This is a genomic window from Pseudomonas machongensis (assembly GCF_034961125.1).
GTDB classification, from domain to species: Bacteria; Pseudomonadota; Gammaproteobacteria; order Pseudomonadales; family Pseudomonadaceae; genus Aquipseudomonas; species Aquipseudomonas machongensis.
In genome coordinates this window covers 1-3,775 of record NZ_JAYFUI010000157.1, presented here as the reverse complement: position 1 = coordinate 3,775, position 3,775 = coordinate 1, and the positions used below count along the sequence as shown (strand labels likewise).

Annotated in this window: 5 protein-coding genes; all 5 read left to right on the top strand. The window is 66.2% G+C overall.

What is annotated here, in order from left to right; all coding sequences use genetic code 11:
* On the top strand, positions 1–252 hold a 252-nt coding region (locus VA602_RS15150; RefSeq protein ID WP_323453627.1), incomplete at its 5' end, for a putative nucleotidyltransferase substrate binding domain-containing protein.
* Positions 249–959, top strand: a complete 711-nt coding sequence (locus tag VA602_RS15145; protein ID WP_112897158.1) for a 3'-5' exonuclease — start codon at positions 249–251, stop codon at positions 957–959. The genes VA602_RS15150 and VA602_RS15145, both read left to right, overlap by 4 nt.
* 136 nt (positions 960–1,095) lie before the next feature.
* On the top strand, positions 1,096–1,614 hold the full coding sequence (locus VA602_RS15140) for an RNA polymerase sigma factor (RefSeq protein ID WP_323453626.1): 519 nt from the start codon (positions 1,096–1,098) through the stop codon (positions 1,612–1,614).
* Positions 1,611–2,567, top strand: a complete 957-nt coding sequence (locus VA602_RS15135) for a FecR family protein (RefSeq protein WP_323453625.1) — start codon at positions 1,611–1,613, stop codon at positions 2,565–2,567. Before VA602_RS15140 ends, VA602_RS15135 begins: the two co-directional genes overlap by 4 nt.
* Before the next feature lie 128 nt (positions 2,568–2,695).
* Positions 2,696–3,775, top strand: a 1,080-nt coding sequence (locus VA602_RS15130; RefSeq protein ID WP_323453624.1) for a TonB-dependent siderophore receptor, incomplete at its 3' end; no start/stop codon positions are given.

The following is a 3,775-nucleotide window of genomic DNA, read 5'->3' as shown; positions in this document are numbered from 1 at the left end:
CTGGAACGCTTGCGCCAGCTGGTGGCCAAGGGCGTCATCGATGCCCTCGATGGCGCCGCCTTCGAAGAGGCCTATCACTTCATCCAGCAGACCCGCATGCAACAGCACCAGCGCCAGAGTCGCGATAACCTGGCCTACTCCAACCGCGTCGACCCGGACAGCCTCAACCATCTGGACCGCCGCATCCTGCGTGAATCGCTGCGCCAGGCCCAGCGCCTGCAAAGCAGCCTGGCGCAGCGGTACCAGCTATGAAGCTGTTCGCCTGGCTACGCTCCAGCGCACCGGCGCTCGACGATGAACTGCGCCAGCGCCTGGCCGCGCTGCCAGGCCCGGCAGCGTACGGCGTGCAGCCTCTGCGCGAGCAGCGCTGGGTTGTACTGGACCTCGAAACCAGCGGTCTGAACCTCAACCGTGACCAAGTGCTGTCGATCGGTGCCGTGGCCATCGAGGACGGCGGTATCGACCTGGGCCGCCAGTTCGAACGCACCTTGCACCGTCCCGAACAGAAGACCAACGCCAGCGTGCTTATTCACGGCCTGGGGCCCAGCGCACTGGCGGCAGGCAGCGACCCGGCCGAAGCGCTGGTGGACTTGCTGGAGTTCATCGGCGACAGCCCGGTACTGGCCTTTCACGCGCCGTTCGACCAGGGCATGCTCGGGCGCGCCTTGAAGGAAACCCTCGGCTATCGACTGCAACATGTCTTCATCGATGTGGCGGAACTGGCACCGATGCTCAACCCCGACACCGTGCTACGTGAGGCAGGCCTGGACGACTGGGTGGCACGCTTCGGCCTTGAGGTACAGGCGCGCCATCATGCCAGTGCCGACGCCCAGGTCACCGCAGAGCTGGCCTTGATCCTGTTCAGCCAGGCACGACGCCAGCAACTGGACAGCCCGCTGCAACTGGAACAGCGGCTGAGGCAGTGGCGGCGGCGCGCCGTGCACAGCCATGGCCTGTAGGCAGGCGCTGGCCTTTTCGCGGATAAACCCGCGCCCACAGGCATTCTGACCAGCGTCAATTGCATCTCCCCGCCCTCCTCTGCCACAATCGCGAATCATTATCGTTATATAACGCATTCTTCCCCGGGGAACGCCCTTGTCCTCTGCGCACAGCCCACATGCCGAGCTGGTCGGCAGCCTGTACCGCGACCACCGCAGCTGGCTGCTGGCCTGGCTGCAGCGCAGCACAGCTTGCCGCCAGCGCGCCGAAGACCTCAGCCAGGACACCTTCGTGCGCCTGCTCGGCCGAGAACAGTTGATCGCGCCTCGCGAACCCCGCGCGTTTCTCGTCGCTGTGGCCAAGGGGCTGCTGTTCGACCATTTCCGCCGCGCCGCCCTGGAGCAGGCCTACCTTGCCGAGCTGGCGTTGCTGCCTGAAGCAGAGCAGCCTTCGCCAGAAACCCAGCACCTGATCCTCGAAGACCTCAAGGCCATCGACCGCCAGCTGGGCAAACTGTCGAGCAAGGCACGCACCGCGTTCCTGTACAACCGTCTGGACGGCATGGGCCATGCCGAGATCGCCGAACGCCTGGGGGTGTCGGTGTCGCGGGTGCGCCAGTACATCGCCCAAGGCCTGCGCCAGTGCTACGTAGCGTTGTACGGGGAGCCGACGTGAGCAATACGCCGGTCTCGGCGAAAGTCCTGGAAGCCGCCATCGCCTGGAAACTCTGCCTGGAGGGCGGCGACGGCACCGCCGATGAGCGCAACGAATTCACGCGCTGGCACGCCGCCAGCGAGGAACATGCGCGCGCCTGGTTCCAGCTTGGCATGCTCGACCAACGCGTGGGCGCGGCTGCGGGCCCTGCCCGCCACGCCCTGCTGCAGTCACGCGCCGGCCTGCGCCAGCGGGTTGGCAAGCTCGGTGGCGGGCTGGCCGGGATGCTCCTGCTCGGTGGCCTGCTGGCCTGGATCGGCGCCCCTTCGCTGGCACCCAGCTACTGGCTGGCTGATCAACGCACCGGGACCGGAGAGCTGCGTACCCTGCGCCTGGAGGACGGCACACTGCTGAGCCTGGCCACCCACACCGCAGTCGATATCGACTACGAGGGCGAACAACGGGTGATCGTACTGCACCAGGGGGAGATCTCCATTGAAACCGGCCACGACGACCCTCGCCCGTTGTGGGTGCGCACCGACGATGGGCGGCTGCGTCCGCTGGGTACGCGCTTCCTGGTCAAACGCGAAACTGCCGGCACACGCCTTGAAGTGCTGCAGGCCCAGGTAGCTGCGCAACCGAGCAACACGGGTAACGAAGAAGTGCTGAACGAGGGCCAGCAAGTCTTGATGCACAGCAACGGCCTCGGCCTGGTCGGTCCGGTCAGCGCCGGTGCCGACGCCTGGACCCGGGGCATGCTGGTGGTGGACAACGTGCGCCTGGCGGATCTGGTGGCCGAGCTCGGTCGTTATCGCAGCGGGCACCTGGGGGTGTCGGATGAAGTCGCCAACCTGCGCGTGACCGGCAGCTTCCCGCTAACGGATACCGACCTGGCGCTGGCTTCGCTGGTGCCGGCCTTGCCGGTGAAGATCGAACGACGGACGCCCTGGTGGGTGACCGTCGGGCCGCGGTGAATCAGTACCGGCCCTATCGTTCTTCACATCGGTGATAACCCCAGACAAAAAATCTCCACCCCCCTGTCACTTTCCAAATCTCGCTCGGCAAGGAAGCAGTTAGCACTTATCCGTCTAGGAGCCACTGCATGTCCCGTGCTGTCGAGTCTTACCTGCGTCCAAGCCTGATGGCCCTGGCCATCGGCCTTGCCACCCCTCTGGTCAGCCCCATGCTGCTGGCTGCCGAGCAGTCCAGCGTGCGTGCCTACGACCTGCCCAGCGCGCCGCTGGCCGGTACCCTGAACCGGATCGCCAGCGAGGCCGGCATCGCCCTGGCCCTGGACCCGAGCCTGGCCAGCGGACGTACCTCGGCACCGGTCCGTGGCACCTTCAATGGCATCGGCGCCCTGCAGGCCGCCCTGCGCGGCACCGGCCTGCAACTGCAGCAGGGCAGCGCAGGCAGCTACAGCCTGGTCGCCGTGCCGGAAGGCAGCCTGGCGCTACCGGAAACCAGCGTGAACGCATCCAGCGACAGCGAAAGCGCCTGGGGCCCGGTCGATGGCTACCTGGCCAAGCGCACCGCTGCCGGCACCAAGACCGACACCGCACTGGTCGAGGCCCCGCGCTCGATCTCGGTTGCCACCCGCCAGCAGATGAGCGACCGCGGCGTGCACAGCCTCGATGACGCGGTGAAGTACATGCCAGGTATCGTTTCCGCCAGCTTCGGCAGCGATACTCGCTACGACTGGATGCGCGTGCGGGGCTTCGAGCCGACCCAGTTCCTTGACGGTCTGCCACTGCCACGCGGCGTCTACGCCAACCCAAAACCGGAAACCTGGAACCTCGACCGCCTGGCCCTGCTGCGCGGCCCGGCGTCATCGGTCTACGGCCAGACCCCGCCTGGCGGCCTGCTGGACATCGTCAGCCGCCGCCCACAAGCCGAAGCCGCACATGAGATCGAAGTGCAATACGGCAGTGACAACCATCGCCAGATCAACTTCGCCAGCACTGGCAAGATCGACGATGAAGGCCGGTTTCTCTACGGCGTCAGCGGTGTGATCCGCGATGGCGGCACGCAGATCGACCATATCGACGACAAGCGCTACAACATCGCTCCGAGCCTGACCTGGAACATCGACGAGGACACCTCGCTGACCTTCCTCAGCCAGTTCACCCGCGACGATACGGGAGTCACCAGCCAGTTCTACCCGATCCAGGGCACCAAGATC